The sequence below is a fragment of the Ruegeria sp. C6 genome (assembly GCF_056537625.1).
This window is the reverse complement of sequence record NZ_JBQFRW010000007.1, coordinates 114,857-138,373: the sequence shown is the minus strand read 5'-3', so window position 1 is coordinate 138,373 and position 23,517 is coordinate 114,857. Positions and strand designations below refer to the sequence as shown.

Below are 23,517 nucleotides of genomic sequence, written 5' to 3'. Positions count from 1 at the left end.
GGCAGAGTTATGAGCATGCAGAAATCACTTCCACCGCTCGGCTGGCTACGCACATTTGAAGCGGCGGCCCGTCATTTGTCATTCACGGGGGCGGCGCGGGATTTGAACATGACGCAAAGCGCAGTCAGCCAGCAAATCAAATCACTAGAGGGCTATTTGGGTCAGCCATTATTCCTACGTCGTCCGCGTGCATTGGAGCTGACCGAAGCTGGTATCACCTATCTGCCGGTCGTGCGTGAAGCCTTTCGAACTCTGGTAAGGGGGACACAAGCCGTCACGGGCGCACAACAAAACGCGGTTCAGGTCCAGAGCAACATCACATTTGCCGTCAACTGGCTGGCTCCGCGCCTACCCCGGTTTCGGGAACTGCATCCGGATGTACATCTGAATATCTTCACTGAGCTCTGGGAGCCGCGCGAAATGGCCGAAGGCGCGGCGGTGGAAATCCGCTATTCGCTGCGCCCGGCCGATACGGTGCGAACGGAATTGCTACGGACAGATCACTACTATCCTGTCTGTGCCCCCGACTTCCCGGTGACGCTGGAAACCCTGCAGGAACAGCCCCTGTTCGACTGTTCAAATTTGTTGTCGAATTGGGAGAGTTGGATCACAGATCAGAGTCTAACTTGGGGGAAACCTAAGGTAACCTATTCGACGACCTATCTGGTCAGCCTGTCGGTTGCGATGGCCGGAGGAGGCTTGTGTTTAGCCCACGACATGATCGCAAAACGGTTGATTGAAGAAGGCCGCCTGATCGCGCCGTTCATCCATCGCGCTGCTATGCCCGAGGCCTATTATCTATTGCTATCGCCCCAAGCCGAGGAAACGCCGGGCGCGTTGGCGTTTGTCGACTGGCTGCGCGCAGAGATTGAAGCCGATCGCCACAACTAATCGCGGGTCGCTCCCGCCCATCGTTGATGCCCTTTGGGCATCTCCTCTGGTTGGGCGTGGCAGCGCTGGCGCGCTGCGGATGGCAGGTTTTGTGATGATTCCATGATACCTTAATAGTGGGGGTTGCACCTTGCGCCGCATTCGGGAAAGTTGGGTCATGGAATACACTCCCTTCCCAAGTTGGCCCGATACCGCCCCTCGTCTCATCGCCGTGGCTGCTGGCCGCGAGGCTGCCGATTTGGTGATCCGTGGCGGCGTCTGGGTCAATGTGCATAGCCGCGAAACCCTGCCTGACCATGACGTGGCGATCGCTGCGGGGCGCGTTGCTTTTGTGGGGCCGGACGCCGCGCATTGTATCGGTCCTGAGACTCAGATCATCGAGGCGCACGGTCGCTATTTGGTGCCGGGGTTATGCGATGCGCATATGCATATCGAATCGGGCATGTTGACCCCGGCAGAATTTGCCCGCGCAGTCATTCCGCATGGCACAACTTCGATGTTCACCGACCCGCATGAGATCGCCAATGTGATGGGGTTAGAAGGTGTGCGACTGATGCATGACGAGGCGCTGATGCAGCCGCTGAACATCTTCACCCAGATGCCGTCTTGCGCGCCATCAGCTCCTGGGTTGGAGACGACTGGGTACGAAATCACCGCTGAGGATGTAGCTAAGGCGATGTCTTGGCCCGGTATCATCGGTCTGGGTGAGATGATGAACTTTCCCGGTGTCATTCATGGCGATCCGAAGATGTTGGCAGAGATCGCGGCCACACAGCGCGCCGGAAAAACCGTTGGCGGGCACTACGCTTCGCCTGATTTAGGGCCTGAATTTGCCGCTTACGTCGCTGGTGGCCCTGCCGATGATCATGAAGGCACCTGCGAGGCCGACGCCATCGCACGTGTCCGTCAGGGAATGCGGTCAATGATGCGGTTGGGGTCGGCCTGGTATGATGTGGAAAGCCAGATTACTGCGGTGACTGAAAAAGGGCTGGACCCGCGCAACTTCATCTTGTGCACCGACGACTGCCATTCGGGAACGCTGGTAAATGACGGACACATGAACCGCGTAGTGCGACATGCGATTGCCTGTGGTTGCGATCCTCTGGTTGCGCTGCAAATGGCGACGATCAACACGGCGACCCATTTTGGGTTGGAACGCGAGATCGGCTCGATCACACCCGGGCGGCGCGCTGACATTATCCTGAGTTCTGATCTGGTAGAGCTTCCGATCGAAACCGTGGTCGCGCGCGGTCAGATTGTGGCTGAAAACGGGACGGTAACGGTCGAATGCCCGCATCTGAACTGGCCCGCTAAGGCGCGAAATACCGTACACCTAGGGCACGCGCTGACCTCGACAGACTTTGAGATCGCAGCCCCTGCCGGAGCGAACCGTGTCACGGCCAACGTGATCGGGGTGGTTGAAAATCAGGCCCCGACGCAGGCACTGAAATCGGAGCTGCCCATTATCGAAGGGCTTGTTGAAGGCGAAGGCGATGTGTGCCAAATCGCATTGGTCGAACGGCATCGCGCCACGGGGGGTGTGACCAACGCCTTTGTCTCGGGCTTTGGATATCAGGGCAAAATGGCCATGGCCTCGACCGTTGCGCATGACAGCCACCATATGATTGTTGTCGGCACCGACCGTGAACAGATGGCACTGGCTGCGAACCGGCTGGCCGAAGTGGGTGGAGGCATCACAGTCTTTCGCGATGGCGAGGAACTGGCCTTGGTGGAACTGCCGATCGCAGGCCTGATGTCCGACAACCCAGCGACTGAGGTTGCCGCCAAAGCAGAACAAATGGTCGAGGCGATGAAGACCTGCGGCTGTCAGCTTAACAACGCATATATGCAGCATTCTCTGCTGGCCCTGGTTGTGATCCCAGAACTGCGGATCTCGGACCTTGGGCTGGTGGACGTACGTACATTCGAAAAGATCGACCTTCTGGAACCCCTTGCATGACTACTATCCGAACACCTGACGTTCCCAACCCCGAGAAATTTAGCGATCCGCTTGCAGCTGTCGCACGTTTAGAAGAGCTCTATGAACAGGCGACAAAATTCCTGTGCGATAGGTTTGCAAATGCACTTAAGAACGGCGCTCCTACCGAGAGGTTTCGGGCGTTCTACCCCGAAATCCGGATCAGGACCTCGTCTTACGCGCAGGTCGACAGCCGGCTGAGCTTCGGTCACGTGTCCGAGCCGGGCACGCACGCCACGACAGTGACGCGCCCCGATCTGTTCCGGTCCTACCTTACCCAGCAAATCGCGCTATTGATCAAGAACCACGATCAACCGGTCACAATCGGAGCTTCGGAAACGCCGATCCCGGTCCATTTCGCTGTCGCCAATAACCCGGATCTGGTTGTCCCGCATCAGGGTGCAGCTGGGTTCACTCTGCGCGATGCGTTCGATGTACCGGACCTGAATACAACAAACGACGATATCGTGAATGGCGTGCACGAGCTGGAAAACGAAGCGGAACCCCTTGCGCTCTTCACAGCCCAGCGGGTGGACTATTCGCTTGCACGACTGTCGCATTATACGGCGACTGACCCCGGCCATTTCCAAAACCATGTGCTGTTCACCAACTATCAGTTCTATGTCTCGGAATTTGAGAGCTACGCACGGGCTCAACTGGCCGATCCCGACAGCGGCTATACCAGCTTTGTCTCGACCGGGAATGTTGAGATCACGGACGCCGAAGCCGTACTGGAACAGCCCCTTAAACTGCCGCAAATGCCAACCTACCACCTGAAACGCGCGGATGGGTCTGGGATTACGCTGGTCAATATCGGCGTCGGGCCATCGAATGCCAAAACGGCCACCGACCACATTGCGGTTCTGCGCCCGCACGCCTGGTTGATGGTCGGCCACTGCGCCGGTCTGCGCAACACGCAGGCGCTTGGGGATTTCGTACTGGCACATGCCTACCTGCGCGAGGACAAAGTGCTGGACGACGATCTGCCCGTCTGGGTCCCGATCCCACCGCTGGCCGAAGTCCAGGTCGCGCTGGAACAGGCTGTGGCCGAGGTAACCGAGTTGGAAGGCTACGAGCTGAAACGTATCATGCGAACAGGTACAGTCGCCTCAGTCGATAACCGCAATTGGGAGCTTCGCGATCAGTCCGGCCCGGTGCAACGGCTCAGCCAGTCCCGTGCGATTGCGCTGGATATGGAAAGTGCAACAATCGCAGCCAACGGTTATCGGTTTCGGGTTCCTTATGGCACGTTGCTGTGCGTCTCGGATAAGCCCTTACATGGTGAATTAAAACTTCCCGGCATGGCTTCGGCGTTCTATACCACTCAGGTCAGTCGTCATTTGGCGATCGGAATCCGGGCGATGGAGCACTTGCGCGGCATGCCGCTGGAACGGTTACACAGCCGGAAATTGCGTTCGTTTGACGAAACGGCCTTTCTCTGAAGCAAAAAAGCAACGAATTTCCCCTATTTTTGGGGTTTTTAGTGCTACTATTCGTTGTGTTTAGCCACAATATCCCGTTACAGTTACGCGGTGAGGCCCTATAGATCGGGCACGTTAAGGAGACCAAGAAATGGCAAAGCCTATGACAAAGACTCAGCTGGTGGCTGCTCTCGCTGAGGAAATGGGAACTGACAAGAAATCCGCAAATGCCGCGCTGGAGGCCATGACCGGCCTTATCACTCGCGAAGTTTCGGCCGGTGGTGCAGTCACCCTGCCCGGCGTTGGCAAAATCTACTGCCGCGAGCGCCCCGAGCGCATGGTGCGCAACCCCGCCACCGGCGAGCAGTTCAAGAAAGAAGCCGACAAAGTGGTCAAAATGACCATCGCGAAAGCTCTGAAAGACAGCGTCAACGGCTAATTCGCCGAAGACAGATCGCAAGATCGAAGGGGTCGCCACCGGGCGGCCCTTTTTTTGTCTGAATAAGTTATGTAAGCATCTGATTAATATCGAGTTTTTGCCGCTATCGCCATAGTTGTGTCATGTTCCTCATCCACTCGCTTAATGGGAAGTATTATTGAGGAATCTCGATTTATGGCACGATATCAAACCACTGAATTCGATACAGAAAATCAATTCGACTGGGCAGACATCCAATACACGATTGAAGACGATGTTGTCGTTGCAACGCGGACGACTTTTGATGCCGGATACGAGGTCTTCGGGACTTACGAAGACGGCGTTTTGCGTCAGGAATTTTATGTCGGAACAGAAGAGGCATTGGGCTTTGATAATCGGTTCATTGACTATGACGCCAATGGCATAATGACCGAACGCGGAACGGTTTATCCAGACAGTATCCGCGTGACCGAGACCTTTCAAAATGGTGTTCCGGATGAGATTCTCATCCAAGATGGGTTTTTCGGAGACGGTGCAAAACCCTGGGACCAGATCGTTCTACGCTATGATGCGTCGGGCAATATCATAGGCCGCACGATAACAAACGATAATGGTGCCCGGACGGTTGAAGCCTTCGCGCCCGGTCATTTCAGTACTGTTCAGGACTTTCTACAAACCAAATCCTGGGATCGGATCGACACGTTCTTCGATGTCAACGGAGAGACAACCGGACGGACGACCACCTATGACAATGGAATTGTCAAACAGGAAACGTGGACAGACGGACAGCGTAGCAACGTAACGCAGACAAACGGAAGCGACATTAAGTCGTGGGAAACCATCAGCACCTCATTTGATGGCAGTGGAAAGAAATCTGAAAAGACAACGACATATGACAATGGAGTCGTGAAACACGAGATCTGGTCAAATGGCCAGCGCGTCAGCATCAGCCAGACTGATGAGCTGGATGCGAAATCCTGGGATTCGATCACGACCGCCTATCAGGACGGACAAATCTCGGAACGTCGGCTGGAGAAAGATAATGGGGACGTAACCGTTACACTTTATGCGGATGGAAAACGTTCTGACGTGCTGCAACTGGACGGGGACGACAGTGCTTCTTGGGCATTGAAGGTCACCAGCTATCCAGACGCAGGCGGGAAAGAGATTTCTTTGTATGAAAAGGTCGAGGACATCCCTGAATCCTTGTTCCAATACTTCCCGGAACTGACCGCGCCTGACCCGCTTGAAGAGTTCGTGCTGGATTTCAATGACGGAACCCGCATCAATGACAGTGATCAGGTGCTGAATGGTGCATTTATTGCAAGTGTTAGCAAAGGGCAGAGCAACACTGATGGCATTCTAACCCCATACGAATACGGTGGCTCAAACCCCGACCCAGACCTGGAGGCATTCAATTCCTGGGGGGCAACGGTTGGCTTCTCCAAAAGCGATGGCGAAGAATTCAACTTCAACAGCGTTTCCTTGGCCAATGCTTCCAGATCGGACACCACGTATATTCCTGAAGCGAACTGGGCAAACCAAGTCACAATCAATGCCTATAATGGCGATGAGCTGTTGCACTCCGCAGAGGTCGATCTGACATTCGATCACGTCACACACGAGTTTGACTGGCGCGATTTTGATCACGTCGAGTTCGTTGCATCGGGAGGTGAAATTACCAATGACCATGTCGAGAACGCGGGTTGGTTCTCGATGGACGATCTTAGCTTTTTCGCCTGAATCAAGCGACAAGCTGAATCATAATGATGAGCAGCGCTTTTCTACAAAAAGCTCTGCTCATTCTCATTGCGCGCAAGCTCATTGATGCCAACTATCGGGCGACCCCGCTATTCGACGCAATGGGTCCTTGCAGCTCATGTTAAAATCAGGAACAGTCGCCCGAATTTCATCAGGAGGCCGTAATGGACCTGCGCGCCATCGCCATGGGGCTTGTTTTCGCCCTCATCTGGTCTTCGGCCTTCAGCTCGGCGCGGATCATCGTTGCCGATGCCTCGCCTTTGTTCTCGTTGGCGCTGCGATTTCTGATTTCGGGACTAATTGGCGTGGCGATCGCACGCGCCATGGGGCAAAGCTGGCGCCTGACTCGCAACCAATGGCGCGCCACTATTCTGTTCGGAATCTGCCAAAATGCCCTTTATTTGGGTCTAAACTTCTATGCGATGCAGACAGTCGAGGCTTCGGTCGCGGCGATCATCGCCTCGACTATGCCCCTGCTGGTAGCCCTAGCCGGCTGGCTGCTATTGGGTGAGCGGATACGCCCGCTGGGCATCGTCGGCTTGCTGGCAGGTTTTGTCGGTGTCGCGCTAATCATGGGTAGCCGGATTAACGCTGGTGTCGATCTGTTCGGGGTTCTGCTCTGCGGAATCGGGGCGCTGGCGCTGACCTTTGCCACCCTGGCTGTTCGGGGGGCGACTTCGGGCGGTAACTTCATGATGGTGGTTGGGCTGCAGATGCTTATCGGATCGGCGGTGCTGTTTCTCGCCGCCCCGGTGTTCGAGTCTATTCATATCCACGCCACACTGCCTTTTGTGCTGGCTTTTACCTACACCACGCTATTCCCGGGCCTTCTGGCAACTTTCATCTGGTTCCTGCTACTGGATCGCATCGGCCCGATCCGTGCAGCAACGTTCCATTTCCTCAACCCGGTATTCGGCGTGACCATCGCCGCCATTTTACTGGGTGAGAAGTTGGGCCCATTGGATGCGGTGGGGGTTCTGATCACAACGCTGGGAATTCTTGCCGTACAGCTGTCGCGCGAACCCGGTCAGCGCAGTAACGCCTCGACCTGATCTATCAATTTAGGCGCATTTGGCTTGGTGCTTGACCCATAGGTGGCAACGACCTCACCCTCGGGGCCAATCAGCACTTTGTTAAAGTTCCATTTCGGGACAAAGCCAGTCTGCGCAGCAACAGCTCGGTAAAACGGATGGGCATCCGAACCTTTCACTGGAGTGATATCCGTCATCGGAAGCGTAAGGTCATAATTTAGTTCGCAAAAATTCTTGACCTCTTTCGACGACGCCAGCTCTTGTTTGAACGAATTCGACGGGACCGCCAGTACCACCAGCCCGCGTTCTTCATATGTTTCGTGCAGCTCCTGCAACGCTGCGTATTGTCCGGTAAAGCCGCAAAGCGACGCCGTGTTGACCACAAGCACGGGCTGTCCGCGCCAGTCTTCCAGTGATATTGTCCCACCATCGATTGATGAAAATTCGCCCGTCAGTGGTGCCGCCTGAAGGGCTTTGCTCAACAAGATCAGAGCAGTCAACAGAGCCATACGGAACATCACTTCACCTCCTGTTGTAAATCATACGCGCTGTGCATTCGTTTGGATCAACTGCACAGACCCGCGAGCGCGCTGTAATATGGTTTTGATTCCTGCGCATCTATGCCCAAATAGGACATCATCATTCAAACACCGGAGGATCCATGTCCCGTTATACCAAAGACCCCGAGGTCATTGCGGCCCTCTCACCTGAAGAATTTCACGTCACCCAGCGCAGCGGCACCGAACGCCCGGGCACTGGCAAGCTGTTGAACAACAAGGAACCGGGCATCTACGTGGATATCGTCTCGGGCGAGCCGTTGTTCGCCTCGACCCACAAATACGAATCCGGCTGCGGCTGGCCCAGTTTCACCAAGCCAATCATACATGAACATGTCGAAGAGTTTCGCGACACCACTCATGGCATGATCCGGACCGAGGTCCGCTCGAAACACGGCGACAGCCACCTGGGCCACGTGTTTCCCGATGGCCCCCGCGAACACGGCGGGCTACGCTATTGCATCAATTCCGCCTCGCTGCGGTTCATTCATCGCGACGAGATGGAGGCCGAAGGGTATGGCGAATTTCTGATCCATGTGGAGGATATCTGATGACCGATGAACGCGCCGTTCTGGCTGGAGGCTGCTTTTGGGGCATGCAGGACCTGATCCGCAAATTGCCCGGCGTCTCGCGCACCCGCGTCGGGTACACCGGCGGCGATGTGCCAAACGCAACTTATCGCAACCACGGCACCCATGCTGAAGGGATCGAAATCTGGTTCGACCCGACCCAAATCACCTATCGCGATCTGCTAGAGTTCTTTTTTCAGATCCACGACCCGACCACCCTGAATCGTCAGGGCAATGACCGCGGAATGAGTTATCGCTCGGCGATCTACTATGTGGACGATGCCCAGAAACAGGTGGCCGAAGATACAATTGCCGATGTCAACGCCAGCGGCATTTGGCCCGGCAATGTGGTGACCGAAGTCGAACCCGTCGGCGATTTCTGGGAAGCCGAGCCCGAGCATCAAGATTACCTAGAGCGCATCCCCAACGGATACACCTGCCATTTCCCGCGCCCGGACTGGGTGCTGCCAAAACGCTCCAGTGCGGCAGAATGATAAGCGCGGTATAGCCCCTTGCGGGGCTATCCGACCGCCACCCGAGGTCGTCCGCTCGCCTCAACCGTGATCAACGCTTCGACGAATACTTCTTGCGCCTCAATCTTGGCGGTGCGGATATCGCGGTCGACTGTCACGCGTATATCCTCGGCACCTGCTTGGCGCACCGCGCCCTCAGCCTCGTTGCGCAGCACATCTTCAAGCAACTGTAGAGCGGAATTCGAGTCCGAGAAATCCTGCGGCCCCTCTTCCAGATGTACCCGATAGCGGCCTTCGGCCGGGGACGTAACTGAACCGGCACGCCGAAGGGTCAGCCGCCCGACAACCGCACCGATGGCATTTGCAACACCGGCATGCTCTGGCAGGACCATCTTGCAATGCAACCGCTCTCCGACTGCCGGGTAATAGCTGGGGGCCGAAGCCCCAAGGCCCACCACATCCACATTCAGCGCGGCATCCAATGCCAACAACCCACGGTGTTTCGCCAGCCCGCGCTGCGTCAGAACATGCCGGGCCAGATCTCTTGCAGGCTGGTCAAACCCATGGCTTTCCTCGGCAAAAGCAGTCTCTAACAAGGTCAATGCGGTTTGTTCCGTCAACTGATCAACGATAATCTGAGCCAGCGCTTCAGGCGATACTGCCAGCCTGTCCCCTGATCCAACCCGCTTACGCGCCATCAGTTCCAGCGCCTTGAGCGCTGCCGAGCAGTCCCAATCCGCAAGCCGCCCCAGAGCATGGCTGGCATCCGAAGGGGTGACACCCGAGACCTGTACGATCCCGCGATCCACCAAACGACCCAGTGCCCCATGCTCCATCCGGGTTTGCAACAGACTGCTGAGCGGCACAACACGATCCTCCAACCGGTCTAGCAACACTGATTCACGCGCCCCGACACCATCGGCGGGGATACCCGGCACACGACGGGCAAACCTCGTGTCATGTTCACCTACAGTCGTCGCCCGCAATTGCTCATCCAATGCCGCATGTACCACATCCGGGGCCTCAGCTGCGATCAGCGACACCGGCAGCACCCGACGCGGCCCAAGGAAGACACCGCCGCCCAAGCCTTCGGTCACCACATGCACCTGACTGTCACCGCCCAAACCATGAGTCCGCATCGCAACCGCTTCAACCATGGTCCTGAAACCGCCAACCTGCGCGCCTGCGGGGTCGATGGCAGGTTTGCCATCTCTGATCAGCGCGACGTCGGTTGTGGTCCCGCCGATATCGGACACCAGCGCGTTCTCAGCTTCGGTCAGCCAGCGCGCGCCAACGATAGAGGCCGCAGGGCCACTTAGGATCGTTTCAATCGGACGCTCCCGCGCCTGCTCGGCGCTCATCAAAGCGCCATCCCCGCGCACAACCATCATTGGGGCGGTGATGCCCTGCGCGCGCAACTGATCCTGCGCGCGCCCGATCAAGCGGTCGATCATCCCGATCAATCGTGCATTCAGCACGGCGGTCACTGCACGCTTTGGCCCATTCAGCTTGGCCGACAGATGATGAGAGCACGTGACCGGCACACCCGTACGCTCGGAAATCACGCGCGCCACTTCCAGTTCATGCGCCGGATTTCTGGTCGCGAACTGTGCTGCAACCGCATAACCGGAAATGCCTGAATGTGAGTCTAGAAAGGCCTCAAGCCCTGCAACATCCAATTCGGCGACCTGACCCCCGGCATGGTTGTGCCCCCCGGCCAGAACCAAAGCCGGATCGCCCTTCAACGCCTCTCTTAGACCGTGTTTCTCAAGGTCGCTTTCCCGAAACCCGACATAGATCAACGCCACGCGCCCGCCCTGGCCTTCGACCAACGCATTGGTGGCCAGCGTTGTCGATAACGATGCCATCCCAATCTGATCCGGAGACACATCAGCCGTCTCTAGCACAGCAGAAACCGCGCGGCCCACACCAATCGCTAGATCCGCTCGTGTAGTCAGCGATTTGGCCGACGCGATCACCTCGCGCTCATCCCGGATCAGCACCGCATCCGTATAGGTTCCGCCCGTATCCACCCCCAAAGCCAACGCCATCGGGTCCTCCATCTGTTCGCCAGAACCGGGTGTAGCGTTTTCCTGCGGCGCGTCCAGCCTGTTTACGACAACCGGGATGCCGCCCAGCGCGCTGCATCAGCCACGGTCGGATCCGGATCATCGGTCAGCGCCTGCGCAACCGGCAGTAACGCCGGCACCGCTGAGTTCCCAATCGCATAAAGCACGTTCCGCACGAACCGATTCCGGCCGATCCGCTTTATCGGCGAGCCCGAGAACATCGCGCGGAATGCTGTATCATCCAGCTGCGCCAGTTCCGCCAACGGAGGTGCCTTTAGCTCCTCCCGCGCCGCATAGCGAAGGTCACTGGCCGCGACCGCAAACTTGTTCCACGGGCAGGCCGCGAGACAATCATCGCAGCCATAGATTCGGTTGCCCAACAGCGCGCGCAACTCTTCCTCCACCGGCCCCTTATGCTCGATGGTCAGATACGAAATACAGCGCCGCGCATCCAACTGATACGGTGCCGGAAACGCGTCGGTCGGACAGGCCGTCAAACACGCGCGGCATGAGCCACAATGGTCGACCTCAGCGCCATCCACAGGCAAATCCAAAGTTGTGAAAACAGACCCTAAAAAGGCCCAATTTCCCCAATCCTGACTGACAAGATTGGTATGCTTGCCCTGCCACCCCAGCCCAGCGGCCTGCCCCAGCGCCTTCTCTGGCACCGGAGCAGTATCGACAAACACCTTCACTTCACCCCCACCCTCGGCAATCAGCCAGCGCGCCAATCGTTTGAGGCGCTTCTTAACCAGATCGTGATAATCCTTGTTCTGCGCATAAACCGAAATGGCGCCCAAGTTGGAATGCGCCAGCACCGCAGTCGGGTCATGCTCGGGCGTATAGCTCTCCGCAAGCATGATCACCGACCGCGCGTCAGGCCACAGCACAGACGGATCACCGCGCCAATGAGCCCGCTCAGCCATCCAGCCCATCTGGCCATGATATCCGGCTTGTAGAAAGGCATCCAACCGTTCGGAAACAAGGGGCACATCCCAAGGACGACAAACCCGACAGGCGACAAACCCCTCAGACAAGGCTTGCTCCACCAACCGCTGTTTCAACTCCGATCCGCTCTTCATCTGGCCAAAAATACCTTCGGGGGTGAATTGACCCAATGGCCAAGAGGGGGCGGACAGCCCCCTACCCCTCAATCTATCAGAAATCCAGATCCGCGTAATGTGGCGGTGGCCGGAATCCCGGAACCTGATCCGCCAGAATCGAGCGGAACGCCGGGCGGGATTTGATCTTGGCGTACCAGTCCTTCACCGCAGAGCTTCGGTTCCAATCTACGTCCGAAATGTAATCCAGCGCCGACAGATGCGCCGCCGCGGCGAAATCGGCCAATGTCATCTGATCTCCGGCCAGCCAGCGACGGTGATCCAGCAGCCAGGCCATATAATCCAGATGATACTTGATCGCGCGCGCGCCTTCCTTGACGTTCTTGCTGTCCGGATAGCCTTGCCCCGTTACTTTCTTGTTCACCCGCTCATAGAGTAGCTTTGAGGTCACCTCGTGGTGAAACTTGTCATCAAACCAGCCTACCAAACGCCGCACCTCATAACGTGCTTCGGCTTTTTTAGGCATCAAGGGTGGCTCGGGTCGGGTCTCTTCGATATATTCGCAGATCGCGGCGCTCTCGGCCATGATCTGACCATCCAGTCGCAGCACAGGAACCTTACCCGCCGGGTTGCGGCGCAAAAAATCCGGGTCCTGTTCCCAGTATCGTTCTTCGACCAGCTCAACCTCGATCTTCTTTTCGGCCAGAGACAGGCGAACCTTGCGGCAATAGGGCGAGAGGGGGACGTGAAACAGACGCGCCATGAACTTCCATTCGAACCAGTAGAGTACCCTTCAAGCTTTAGCCGCTGAGGGGTCTGGGTTTCAATCCTCGAAACACGCGGCGCGTCCATCTGCGCGGATGGTGGCCGCTCCATCCAGAATTGACGCGGCACGCCTGCGGGTCCGCACCGATGGATCCGTAACCGACCGGTTGCGCGGCGATGGCAGAATCGCCGCCACACGCGCCGCTTGTGTCGGAGACATCTTTGCCGCACTTACCCCATAGTACTTCTGCGCCGCGGCCTCGACGCCAAAGATCCCTTGTCCGGTTTCCGCGACGTTCAGATACACTTCGAGAATGCGCTGCTTGCTCCAGACGATTTCAACAACCGGAGTCATCGAGGTTTCAAGCGCCTTGCGGACCCAGCTGCGCCCTTGCCAGAGAAATACATTCTTGACCACCTGCTGCGTGATGGTCGATGCACCCCGGCTGCCGCCATCTTCCAGCGCATCGCGGATCGCTTCGACATCAAAGCCCCAATGCAGGCAGAAGTTGGCATCCTCGGCTGCTACGACCGACCGCGCCATGATCGGTGCAATCTCTTCGATCGGCACCCACTCGCGATCAACCTTCCCAAGCCGACGCCACTCGGACCAGATCGTATGCGTGACCGGCGGGTTCACGACTGAATAGATCAGAACCAAAGACACAAAAGCCACGACCATCGCCAGAACAACACGAAGGGCCCAGCGCCGTATCCGAGCGATGGGGCCTGTTGTTTTGTTTGATCTGGACGCCTTCTTTTTCTTACCGCGCGGTTTGCGGACTGCTTTTTTTGCCATGCCTTGCTATACGCCGCGAAGGGCGTATTTGAAACGGATTATTTCGACAACATCTGTCCGTCGCGCGGTCGCACAACCGGGCGTGCAGTTCTGACTGAGGCTGCTCCGCGCGCCGCCAACTCCGGGAACAAGGCCAATACTTCTGCTTGCGTCCGACGCTCGGCCTGGGTCAGTGCATGTCCCGGGTAGTAGCTTTCACTTTTGGCGCCATTGGCGAACACGATCTCATGTCGCCGGAACAGAATGTGGATATAATCCACCTCGCCCCCTTCGACACGCGTGACTGTTGTTCCGTTCACAAGACAATGGGCAGCGATCAGAACTTCTTCATGGCCAAACAGGTAGGGTGCACGCCAATCATCGATCAGCATCCTGTGCTGCGGCGAAACAAGCAGAGGGCGCGTGAGCCCGAACATCCCTGTCTCGAACCGAATTGGGGCCAGTTTACCCTCGGCTGCTACCTTGGTACGACCAATCCAGAGCACAGGTTTAGCGCCGCTATCCGCGGTCGTAACCAGATCTCCAAGTTTCAGGTCCTCGACCGGCCGGGGCCCATCGGGGGTTTCAATCAATGTGCCGGGCGTAAAGCAGGGCGGACCGAGATCACCGTTGGCGATATCGACCGAACCAAACGAAGCCCCATCATCGCTAAAATCGGTGACTGAAGAAGAAACAAACGTGCCTTGCTGCAGAACCGATCCGTCTGTTGGGGTAAAAACCTCGCGCCCGTCAGCAAGGTAGAAGGTAACGCCGGTATATGTAACCTGCGCACCACCCGGCAACTCGATCGTCACCATATCATTGAAGTAAGACGCAGTGATATCAGATCCGTCAACCGAGTCTCCATTCAGCCGGTTGATCAGATCATCGTCATTCTGATCGATGATATCAAAGAACTCGACGTTCAGCGTGGATCCAACAACGGTTCCGTTCGCACCCGGATTGGCCGGGTCGAGCACAAAAAACTGGTCTGTATACGTCGTGGGCACACCGATATTCCACTTCACTCACATCATTGGGATAGCAGCATGCCTGCATTTCCCGAATAAACTATGACTAAAGCTAGGCGTTATGCACGGCATTACACAAGAATTGGAAACAATATGGCCAGACAAAAGAATACCCGGCGTGTTGGGAACGACACGCCGGGCCAAAGATTTAGATCTCTCAAGACCTATTCTGCAGGAACCGCCGCCACTTCGGTGGTCAAAGGATGACTGAGCTTGTTCAACATCTCTTTCGGGCAAACCTGCAGGAAGTTGGTCTTTTCCACATCCCAATGCTGTAAGATATCAATGGCTTTGCGGCTATTGGTTTCCGCGACATGGCGCTCGATCATTGCTTTCAGCTGATCTTCCCAATGGTCCACTGTCACCGGACAGGTGACAAGCGTCTCCATGTTCATCAGCGCTTCGGCCTTGCCTTCGGGGTCGTACAGATAAGCCATACCACCCGTCATCCCCGCACCAAAGTTGGCACCGATATCGCCGAGAATAACCGCAACACCGCCGGTCATGTATTCACATCCATTCGAGCCGCAGCCTTCGATTACCACTCTGGCACCTGAATTTCGCACCGCGAACCGCTCACCTGCGCGGCCTGCCGCAAATAGGTGGCCATCGGTGGCACCGTATAGGACGGTGTTGCCAATGATGGTGTTATATTCCGCCTTGAGCGGGCTCACCTGCGGCGGACGTACGACGATCATGCCGCCCGAAAGCCCCTTGCCGACATAGTCGTTGGCATCACCCGAGACCTCCAGCTTGAGACCCGGAGCGGCAAAAGCCCCCAGTGACTGGCCCGCCGAACCCTGCAGCTTCACATGCAAGTGATCGTCCTGGAACGTGTTCCGCATGCCGAAATTCTGGACGATGTGGCTTGAGACACGTGTACCCACGGTCCGATGCGTGTTCTGCACCGCGTAAGATAGTTGCATCTTCTCACCGTCTTTCAGGAAGCGCGCCGCATCGCGCACAATCTCGGCATCCAGCGTATCCGGCACTGCATTACGATCCTTGTCGCGGTTGTAGACGATATCATGTGCGCCATCGACGGTGATCAACAGCGGGTTGAGGTCCAGATCATCCAGATGCGCCGATCCGCGGCTGACCTGTGCTAGCAGATCAGCACGACCGATGATTTCGTCAATCGAGCGTGCGCCGAGGCTAGCCAGCAGTTCTCGCACTTCCTGTGCGTAGAAGGTGATCAGATTCACCACCTTGTCCGCGTTACCAGTAAACTTGGCACGCAACGATTCGTCCTGCGTACACACGCCCACCGGACAGGTGTTCGACTGGCACTGACGCACCATGATACAGCCCATTGCGATCAGGGCGGCGGTACCGATGCCGTATTCCTCAGCGCCCATCATCGCGGCCATGACGATGTCGCGACCAGTGCGCAGGCCACCATCGGTCCGCAGAGTCACACGGTCGCGCAGGTTGTTCATCGCCAGAACCTGATGGGCTTCGGTCAGGCCCATTTCCCATGGCAGGCCGGCATATTTGATGCTGGTCGCAGGTGAGGCCCCAGTGCCGCCATTGTGACCCGAAATAAGGATAATATCGGCTTTCGCCTTGGCCACACCGGCAGCAATCGTGCCAACGCCCGAGGACGCCACCAGCTTAACCGTCACTTTGCAACGCGGGTTGATCTGTTTCAGGTCATAGATCAGCTGCGCCAAATCCTCGATCGAGTAGATGTCGTGGTGCGGCGGCGGCGAGATCAGCGTAACGCCCTTGGTAGAATGCCGCAGACGCGCGATCAGGTCTGTGACTTTCATACCCGGCAGCTGACCGCCCTCACCCGGTTTCGCGCCTTGGGCGACCTTGATCTCAAGCTCTTCGCACTGGTTCAGGTATTCGGCGGTCACGCCGAACCGGCCCGAGGCCACCTGTTTGATCTTGGCCGACGGGTTGTCACCATTGGGTTCAGGCACAAAATGCGCCGGGTCTTCACCACCTTCGCCGGAATCCGACTTCGCGCCAATCCGGTTCATCGCCACGTTCAGTGTCTTGTGCGCCTCGGGGCTGAGCGCGCCCAGCGACATGCCTGGAGTGACAAAGCGTTTGCGGATTGAAGTGATCGATTCGACCTCTTCGATCGGCACCGGCTTGCCCAGCGGCTTGAAATCCATCAGATCGCGCAAGTGAATCGGAGGATTGGACTGCATCTTGGCCGAATACTGTTTCCACAGCTCATATGAGGCGCGGTTACAGGCCATTTGCATCATGTGCATTGAGGTTGCTTCCCACGCGTGGGTCTCACCCGATTTACGCGCTTTGTAGAAACCTCCGATGGGCAGAACATCCAGACCGCTGTCCCACGCCTTGGCATGAATTTCTTCGACTTTGGTCTGAATGCCGGTGACACCGATGCCGGAGATTCGACTGGTCATGCCCGGGAAATACTCGGCCACCATAGCGCGGCTGAGACCCACGGCTTCGAAATTCAGACCACCGCGATAGGACGAGATCACCGAAATACCCATCTTGGCCATGATCTTCAGCAGACCCTGGTCGATGGCTTCGCGATAGCGCGCAACGTTTTCGGTCAGGGTGCCGTCCAGCAGACCACGGTCAATGCGATCAGCCAGTGAGTCTTCGGCCAGATAGGCGTTCACAACAGTCGCGCCACAGCCGATCAGAACCGCAAAGTAATGAGGATCAACACATTCAGCAGACCGCACGTTCAGCGAACAAAAGGTCCGCAAACCCTGACGGGTCAAATGCGAATGCACAGCACTGGTGGCCAGGATCATCGGCATCGCCACACGACCTTGCCCTGAATTCATGTCAGACAGAACCAAGTGACCCGCGCCCGAGCGCACGGCTTCCTCTGCTTCGGCTCTAACACGTGCCAAGGCGGCGCTCAGAGCGCCTCGGCCGGGTTCAAAGCTACAATCGATCTCCGCAAGGGGTGAACCCAGTTGATTGACCAGGGTGTCCCATTGTGCATTGCCGACAAAGGGGCTTTCCAGAACGATGATCTCGGTCTGGCTGCTGTCTTCGTCCAGCACGTTCTTAAGGTTGCCGAACCGCGTCTTCAGCGACATCACACGGTATTCACGCAAACTGTCGATCGGAGGGTTCGTCACCTGGCTGAAGTTCTGCCGGAAAAAGTGGCTAAGCGGGCGGTATTGCTTGGACAGAACAGCCGAGGGCGTATCATCCCCCATCGAAGCCAGCGCCTCTTTGCCGTCCTCTGCCATCGGGGCAAGAATCTGTTCTAGATCTTCTACAGAATACCCGGCCGCGATCTGACGCTTGCGCAGTTCTTCTCCGATGAATTTCGGGTGTTCCGTCACGCCCGCAAGTGACTCGTCCAGATCGTTGATCTTGCCGACCCAGTCGCCAAACGGCAGTGCTCGGGCCAGTTTGTCCTTGATCTGCTTGTCGCGGTACAGCTTGCCCTTTTTCATATCGACAGCCAGCATCTGGCCCGGTCCCAGCGCGCCTTTTTCGGTCACGGTGGCCTCATCAATCGGCACCATACCCGCCTCGGACCCCGCGATGACCAGACCATCGCCGGTTACCACATAGCGCATCGGGCGCAGACCATTCCGATCCAAACCGGCACACACCCAGCGGCCATCCGTCATTGCCAGCGCAGCAGGGCCATCCCAAGGTTCCATCACTGAATTGCAGTAGGAATACATGTCGCGCCAGCTTTGCGGCAGCTCGATAGCTTGCTTGGACCAGCTTTCCGGAACCAGCATGGTTTTCGCCATCGGCGCCGAGCGCCCAGCACGCACCAAGACCTCGAATACCGAGTCTAATGCGGCGGAATCCGACGATCCGCCCGCTATGATCGGTTTGATATCCTCGGCATAGACGCCAAAGCTATCCGAGGTCATGCGGATCTCGTGGCTTTTCATCCAGTTGATGTTGCCTTTCAGCGTGTTGATCTCACCGTTGTGGGCCAACATACGGAAGGGTTGGGCCAGCCACCATTGCGGGAACGTGTTGGTCGAATAGCGCTGGTGGTAAATCGCAAAAGCGGACTCGAACCGCTCATCCATCAGGTCGGGGTAGAAAACAGCGACCTGCTCGGCCAGCATCATGCCTTTGTAGATGATCGACCGGCAAGACAGCGACGCCAGATATAGCCCCGAGATTCCTGCGGCCAGCGCCGCTTTTTCTATTCGGCGACGAATGACATAGAGCTCACGCTCGAATGTCTCTTCATCCACGCCTTTGGAGTTCGAGATCAGGATTTGCTCGATCTCGGGCCGGGTCGCGTTGGCCTTTTCGCCCAGACAGGTCACATCAACCGGCACATGTCGCCAGCCATAAATATAGTAGCCCATGCGTAGAACTTCGGTTTCCACGATGGTCCGGCACTGTTCCTGCGCGCCAAAATCTGTGCGGGGCAGGAAAACCTGACCGACAGCAACCAGTTCATCCAAGTTTGGTTCATGACCCGTGCGACGAATCTGATCATAGAAGAATGGGACCGGGATCTGCACATGGATACCTGCGCCATCCCCGGTTTTACCGTCCGCATCCACCGCGCCGCGATGCCAGATTGCCTTTAGCGCATCGATCCCGGCATCCACCACCTTGCGTGACGGCTTACCATCGACGGACACAACAAGGCCCACACCGCACGAGGAATGTTCTTCTTCCTCTGAATAGAGACCGTTTTCTGCCATCCATTTGCGCTTGGCTTCTTCGGCCCGCACCCAATCGGCATCATATTTGGTCATTGGCTGTCTCCTTCTTCCCAAGGGGGCACACAGGCTTTTGTTCATCTGTCGGCGTTCGCTTTCGAACGCATACCCGCTGGGATTTTTCGAATTGCTTTTGCGTTTTGTTTCACTCGGCTGCGATGGCGGATTTGACGTTAAAACGCTCAATTATGGCATCTGCGCAATCGCGCCCGTCACGGATCGCCCAGACCACCAGCGAAGCACCGCGCACGATGTCGCCGATGGCATAAACGCCCTCCATCTCGGTTGCACCGGTCTGGAACGCAGCTTTGATTGTACCCCAGCGGGTCACGGGTAGATCGGGTTGACCAAACAGCGTGGGCAGGTCTTCGGGTTCGAATCCAAGCGCCTTGATCACCAGATCGGCCTCTTCGACATAGTCTGCGCCCTCAATCACTTCGGGAGCCTGACGGCCCGAGGCATCGGGCTGGCCCAGACGCATCTTCTGCACCATGACACCGTTTACTTGCTCATCGCCGGTAAAGCCTTTGGGTGCGCTAAGCCATTCGAAGATCACGCCTTCTTCCTCGGCATTCTGGGTCTCGCGCTGCGAGCCCGGCATATTGGCGCGGTCGCGGCGATAGAGGCATTTGACCGACGTCGCACCCTGACGAATCGACGTGCGCACGCAATCCATTGCGGTATCGCCCCCGCCGATGACGACCACTTTCTTACCTTCCGCGTTCAGGCGGCCATTGTCGAAGTCATCAACCGCATCGCCAAAACTTTTGCGATTCGAGGCTGTCAGAAAATCGATCGCCTTTTCAATCCCACCCAGACCGCTGCCGGGCATGGACAGATCACGGGATTTGTAGACGCCCGTTGCAATAATCACCGCATCATGTTTCGCGTGGATTTCCGCGAATTTCGCGGCGTCCACATCGCAGTTCAGCTCAAATGCAACACCACCATCTGCCAGCAGGTCATTTCGGCGTTGGACGATATCCTTTTCCAGCTTGAAACCGGGAATGCCGTACATCAGCAGCCCCCCCGCACGGTCATATCGATCATAGACCGTGACCTGAATACCCGCCCGGCGCAGCATATCCGCCGCTGCCAATCCTCCGGGACCACCGCCAATGATACCCACGCTTTCGTCGCGCTCGGCACGAGGCTGAACGGGTTTGACCCAGCCTTTGTCCCAGGCTGTATCGGTGATGTATTTCTCGATCGAGCCGATGGTGACCGTACCGTGGCCCGATTGCTCGATCACGCAATTGCCTTCGCACAGACGGTCCTGTGGGCAGATGCGGCCGCAGATTTCAGGGAAAGTGTTGGTAGCCTGGCTTGTTTGATACGCCTCTTCCAACCGCCCGGTTGCCGTCAGGTTCAGCCAATCAGGGATATTGTTGTGCAGCGGACAATGGGACTGGCAATAGGGCACTCCGCACTGGCTGCATCGGCTGGCCTGTTCGGCCGCCTTCTCCGCGGCGTACTCGGCATAGATTTCATCGAAGTCCTCTTTGCGGTCACTGGCGGCACGCTTTTCAGGCATGACACGATCGATCTGCACAAATTTCAGCATCGGTTGCTTGGCCACGGGTCAGACTCCATGAATTGGCTTGGTCAGGGTTCTTTAAGTGAAGTCATTCTGGATGAAAAGTCAACTGTACTGACCTATATTGAGAAAACTGCATCGCTCGATGTTTTTTCAGAGAAATTTGTCGTGTTTTTAGTTCCGATTCGGACCTATCTGGACACTTCACTTTCCCGTTGCCCGCTTATACCCATTGTTCTCAACAAAACGAGCACGGTACCGGCAGAGCAGATGAGCCTTTTTCACTTGATTCTTGTGGCGATCATTCAGGGCGTCACCGAATTCTTGCCTGTATCTTCATCCGGGCACCTGATCCTGCTGCCCCGCCTGACTGGCGCGGATGATCAAGGCCTGGCAATCGATGTCGCCGTCCATGTAGGAACACTTGGCGCGGTTATTCTTTATTTCTGGTCAGATGTGAAACAAGCCCTAGCCGGGATACCCCAAATTATCCGAGGACGAATTGAGACGCCTCAGGCGCGGTTGGCACTGGGCTTGGTCATCGCCACGATTCCGACAGTCATTGCGGGCGGGATCGTGTACCTGACGGGGCTTGAGCAGACTCTACGTTCAGTCGCCGTCATCGGATGGGCGATGCTTGGCTTCGGGTTAGTGCTGTATTGGATGGATCAAAAGGGGGTACAAACCAAACGTAGTTCGGACTGGGGCTTAAAGGACGCAATGATCATGGGGCTGTGGCAGATGTTGGCCTTAATCCCGGGGACTTCACGCTCGGGGATTACGATCACAGGCGCTCGTCAGCTTGGCTATACACGCGAAGATGGTGCGCGGATTGCCATGCTGATGTCGATACCAACGATCATCGCTTCGGGCGTCCTGCTTTCGATCGATGTCGTCCGTGAGGCAGATACACAGCTGGCCAAGGACGGAGCGATTGCCGCAGCCTTCGCCTTTGTTTCGGCTCTGCTCGCGCTTAACCTGATGATGCGGCTTCTGCGCAGCGTCAGTTTCACACCCTATGTGATCTACCGGGTCATCCTCGGAGCAATCCTGCTGGTGATTGCCTATAGCTGATCAGATGCGCAGGTTCTTGGCCGAGTTCTGAATATCGTCATACTGACCCGCGGGGCGGAATTTCCACAGATATTCTGGCAGAACCGACTCCAACGTCGCGGGCTCGATCCCGAGGTCCGAAAAACCTTTGGCGTCATCCGCAACCACATTATCGCGCCGCAGATTCTTAAGTTGGTCACGGGTCAGGATATTATTCGGAAACAACTGAAAACTGACGAACTTCGCGATATCCAACACACCCGCCATGATTTTCGCCGCCCAGAAAGGCATCCCGATGATGATCCGGCGGCGATGAATTACGTCGAGCATCTGCTGCATCAAGGCGCGGAAACTCTTTACCTCTGGCCCGCCCAGTTCATAAACAGCGGCAGACGCTTTGCCCAGAACGCCTTGAACTGCCGCTTGCGCAACATCATCGACATAGACAGGTTGAAATTTCGTTTCCGCCCCAACAAGCGGCAGGAACGGGCTCATCCGTGTCATCCCTGCGAAGCGGTTGAAAAACTGGTCTTCGGTGCCGAAAATGACTGATGGGCGCAGAATGACGGCACCCGGCATGTGTTGCAAAACGCCCGCCTCGCCCTGCGCTTTGGTGCGCGCATATTCGCTGTCGGATTCGGGATCCGCACCAATGGCCGAGATATGGACTATGCGGTCAATACCCTGAGCGGCCGCCAGCCGGGCGATCCGTTCGGCACCTTCGGCCTGCACTGCGTCGAACGCATTCTTGCCCAGCTCATTCAATACGCCGACGCAATTCACCACGGCGTCAACACCATGCATCGCTGCAGCGACCGAGGCGTCATCACGGATATTGCACAAGATAGGCTCGACCTGACCAACCGCGCCATAGGGTCTGACGAACATCGCTTCATTGGGCCGCCGCACAGCGACGCGGACACGCCAGCCTTCGGCAGCCATACGCCGCGCGATATATCGGCCAACAAAGCCCGATCCACCGTAAATCGTGACGAGTTTCGACATGATGGCGCTCCTGCTGTCTTGGTCTGAATTGATCTAGCGCCCACGAGCCCGTCGAACAAGGCGCAATAACGCCGCGCTTCTCTGAAAATCCGTCGCGTGAACCAGAAGTTGGGGCACGCATCAAAAAACTTTCAAAAACACCCCCGAATCTGGTTGACGCCCCCTGCCAGTCAGCTTAAACGCCCCTCCACGACACCTGCCCAGGTGGCGGAATTGGTAGACGCGCTAGCTTCAGGTGCTAGTGTCCGTATGGACGTGGAGGTTCGAGTCCTCTCCTGGGCACCAAAATTTCCATAAAATTTGAACCCCTGGCACTTCCGGTCACTTGACCGATGTAGAATCAGACTGGTTTGGCCTGTCTGAGTCAATTTCTTTGTTTGACCCCGAGAATCGACCCTTAGCTACCGGAATTAACAATCTCTGTTGCACTACCTTTTGCCAGTCTAAGAAGGACATGG

At 56.8% G+C, this 23,517-nt stretch carries 18 protein-coding genes and 1 tRNA gene; 10 read left to right on the top strand and 9 right to left on the bottom strand.

Annotation, left to right across the window (positions count from 1 at the left end; all coding sequences use genetic code 11):
• Positions 1–15: 15 nt before the first annotated feature.
• The 6 genes from ACR0MJ_RS18690 (at position 16) to ACR0MJ_RS18665 (ending at position 7,521) form a co-directional block, all read left to right on the top strand.
• Positions 16–891 (top strand): LysR family transcriptional regulator, encoded by an 876-nt coding sequence (locus tag ACR0MJ_RS18690; protein WP_170598615.1) that lies wholly within the window; start codon positions 16–18, stop codon positions 889–891.
• 157 nt (positions 892–1,048) lie between these two features.
• Complete coding sequence (gene ade, locus ACR0MJ_RS18685) at positions 1,049–2,851, top strand: adenine deaminase (RefSeq protein WP_480762155.1); 1,803 nt, start codon at positions 1,049–1,051, stop codon at positions 2,849–2,851.
• Complete coding sequence (locus tag ACR0MJ_RS18680) at positions 2,848–4,311, top strand: AMP nucleosidase (RefSeq protein WP_480762154.1); 1,464 nt, start codon at positions 2,848–2,850, stop codon at positions 4,309–4,311. Before ade ends, ACR0MJ_RS18680 begins: the two co-directional genes overlap by 4 nt.
• Before the next feature lie 130 nt (positions 4,312–4,441).
• Positions 4,442–4,729: an HU family DNA-binding protein gene (locus ACR0MJ_RS18675; RefSeq protein WP_010442901.1), complete on the top strand. Its 288-nt coding sequence runs from the start codon at positions 4,442–4,444 to the stop codon at positions 4,727–4,729.
• A gap of 174 nt (positions 4,730–4,903) precedes the next feature.
• Positions 4,904–6,451 carry a hypothetical protein gene (locus ACR0MJ_RS18670; RefSeq protein ID WP_480762153.1) on the top strand — a complete coding sequence of 516 codons (1,548 nt, stop codon included), beginning with the start codon at positions 4,904–4,906 and terminating at the stop codon, positions 6,449–6,451.
• 182 nt (positions 6,452–6,633) lie between these two features.
• Positions 6,634–7,521, top strand: a complete 888-nt coding sequence (locus tag ACR0MJ_RS18665) for a DMT family transporter (protein WP_223117259.1) — start codon at positions 6,634–6,636, stop codon at positions 7,519–7,521.
• Here ACR0MJ_RS18665 and ACR0MJ_RS18660 read toward each other — a convergent pair.
• A complete protein-coding gene (locus ACR0MJ_RS18660) occupies positions 7,497–8,018 on the bottom strand; it encodes a glutathione peroxidase (protein ID WP_480762152.1) in 522 nt (173 codons plus the stop codon). The genes ACR0MJ_RS18665 and ACR0MJ_RS18660 overlap by 25 nt on opposite strands.
• A 143-nt stretch (positions 8,019–8,161) precedes the next feature.
• On the opposite strand from ACR0MJ_RS18660, the gene msrB reads away from it, so the two are divergent.
• Together msrB and msrA are read left to right on the top strand one after the other, a co-directional pair.
• Positions 8,162–8,608, top strand: coding sequence for a peptide-methionine (R)-S-oxide reductase MsrB (msrB, locus tag ACR0MJ_RS18655; RefSeq protein ID WP_170399151.1), 447 nt, complete (start codon positions 8,162–8,164; stop codon positions 8,606–8,608).
• Entirely contained in the window at positions 8,608–9,120 is a 513-nt protein-coding gene (msrA, locus tag ACR0MJ_RS18650) for a peptide-methionine (S)-S-oxide reductase MsrA (protein WP_170408742.1), read from the top strand. The genes msrB and msrA overlap by 1 nt, the downstream gene beginning before the upstream one ends.
• A 26-nt stretch (positions 9,121–9,146) precedes the next feature.
• Here the strand turns inward: msrA and ACR0MJ_RS18645 are convergent, their stop codons facing one another.
• From ACR0MJ_RS18645 to ACR0MJ_RS18615, 7 genes are all read right to left on the bottom strand, one after another.
• Positions 9,147–11,150: a hydantoinase/oxoprolinase family protein gene (locus tag ACR0MJ_RS18645; protein ID WP_480762151.1), complete on the bottom strand. Its 2,004-nt coding sequence runs from the start codon at positions 11,148–11,150 to the stop codon at positions 9,147–9,149.
• A gap of 62 nt (positions 11,151–11,212) precedes the next feature.
• A complete protein-coding gene (gene queG, locus ACR0MJ_RS18640; protein ID WP_480762150.1) occupies positions 11,213–12,250 on the bottom strand; it encodes a tRNA epoxyqueuosine(34) reductase QueG in 1,038 nt (345 codons plus the stop codon).
• A gap of 76 nt (positions 12,251–12,326) precedes the next feature.
• A complete protein-coding gene (fzlA, locus tag ACR0MJ_RS18635) occupies positions 12,327–12,992 on the bottom strand; it encodes an FtsZ-binding protein FzlA (RefSeq protein ID WP_170399162.1) in 666 nt (221 codons plus the stop codon).
• Between the two features lie 60 nt (positions 12,993–13,052).
• Positions 13,053–13,793, bottom strand: coding sequence for a monofunctional biosynthetic peptidoglycan transglycosylase (gene mtgA, locus ACR0MJ_RS18630; protein ID WP_170598598.1), 741 nt, complete (start codon positions 13,791–13,793; stop codon positions 13,053–13,055).
• 38 nt (positions 13,794–13,831) lie between these two features.
• Positions 13,832–14,782: a Hint domain-containing protein gene (locus tag ACR0MJ_RS18625; protein ID WP_170627072.1), complete on the bottom strand. Its 951-nt coding sequence runs from the start codon at positions 14,780–14,782 to the stop codon at positions 13,832–13,834.
• A 185-nt stretch (positions 14,783–14,967) separates the two neighbouring features.
• On the bottom strand, positions 14,968–19,500 hold the full coding sequence (gene gltB / locus ACR0MJ_RS18620; RefSeq protein WP_480762149.1) for a glutamate synthase large subunit: 4,533 nt from the start codon (positions 19,498–19,500) through the stop codon (positions 14,968–14,970).
• Positions 19,501–19,609: 109 nt separating this feature from the next.
• Entirely contained in the window at positions 19,610–21,043 is a 1,434-nt protein-coding gene (locus ACR0MJ_RS18615) for an NAD(P)-dependent oxidoreductase (protein WP_480762148.1), read from the bottom strand.
• 228 nt (positions 21,044–21,271) lie between these two features.
• Here ACR0MJ_RS18615 and ACR0MJ_RS18610 point away from each other — a divergent pair, with 228 nt between their 5' ends.
• The gene (locus ACR0MJ_RS18610) at positions 21,272–22,075 is read left to right on the top strand and encodes an undecaprenyl-diphosphate phosphatase (RefSeq protein WP_480762147.1); all 804 of its coding nucleotides are present in this window, start codon (positions 21,272–21,274) and stop codon (positions 22,073–22,075) included.
• Here the strand turns inward: ACR0MJ_RS18610 and ACR0MJ_RS18605 are convergent, their stop codons facing one another.
• Positions 22,076–23,059, bottom strand: coding sequence for a complex I NDUFA9 subunit family protein (locus ACR0MJ_RS18605; RefSeq protein ID WP_480762146.1), 984 nt, complete (start codon positions 23,057–23,059; stop codon positions 22,076–22,078).
• Between the two features lie 198 nt (positions 23,060–23,257).
• Between ACR0MJ_RS18605 and ACR0MJ_RS18600 the strand changes: the two genes are divergently transcribed.
• Positions 23,258–23,344, top strand: a tRNA-Leu gene (locus ACR0MJ_RS18600).
• Positions 23,345–23,517 lie beyond the last annotated feature (173 nt).